1 protein-coding gene is annotated in these 865 nt (G+C 65.1%); it reads left to right on the top strand.

The window, feature by feature from the left end; all coding sequences use genetic code 11:
- Nucleotides 1-865, top strand: an 865-nt coding sequence (gene sucC, locus Q4I23_RS32840) for an ADP-forming succinate--CoA ligase subunit beta (protein WP_498529024.1), incomplete at both ends; no start/stop codon positions are given.

Below are 865 nucleotides of genomic sequence, written 5' to 3'. Positions count from 1 at the left end.
AGACCGGTGCGGAAGGCCGCGAGGTCAAGCGCCTCTACGTCGAGGAAGGCGCCGACATCAAGCGCGAGCTGTATCTCGGCATGCTGACCGACCGCGCCACCGGCCGCGTCACCATCATGGCGTCCACCGAAGGCGGCATGGAGATCGAGGAGGTCGCCCACAACACGCCGGAGAAGATCGTCAAGGTCGCCATCGACCCGGCCACCGGCATCCAGGGCTATCACACCCGCAAGGTCGCCTTCGCGCTGGGCCTCGAAGGCAAGCAGGTCGGTGCGGCGGCGAAGTTCCTGACCGCCATGTACCGCGCCTTCACTGAGCTGGACTGCGCGATCGTCGAGATCAACCCGCTGATCGTTACCGGCACCGGTGAGATCCTGGCGCTCGACGCCAAGATGGCCTTCGACGACAACGCCCTGTTCCGTCACAAGAACGTGGCCGAGCTGCGTGATGTCGCGGAGGAGGATCCGGCCGAGGTCGAGGCGGCCAAGCATGACCTGAACTACGTCAAGCTGGATGGCAACATCGGCTGCATGGTCAACGGCGCCGGCCTGGCGATGGGCACCATGGACATCATCAAGCTGTACGGCGGCGAGCCGGCCAACTTCCTCGATGTCGGCGGCGGCGCCACCAAGGAGCGCGTCACCGCGGCCTTCAAGCTGATCCTCTCCGACCCGAACGTCGAAGGCATCCTGGTCAACATCTTCGGCGGCATCATGCGCTGCGACGTCATCGCCGAAGGCGTCGTCACGGCGGCCCGCGATGTGAAGCTGCATGTGCCTCTGGTCGTGCGTCTGGAAGGCACGAACGTCGAGCTGGGCAAGAAGATCCTTGCTGAGTCCGGTCTGCCGATCCTGTCGGCCGACAA

It is taken from the genome of Azospirillum sp. UFLA03-27 (assembly GCF_059803775.1).
The sequence above is the reverse complement of the archived record's forward strand: the minus strand, read 5'-3'. Positions and strand labels throughout refer to the sequence as shown.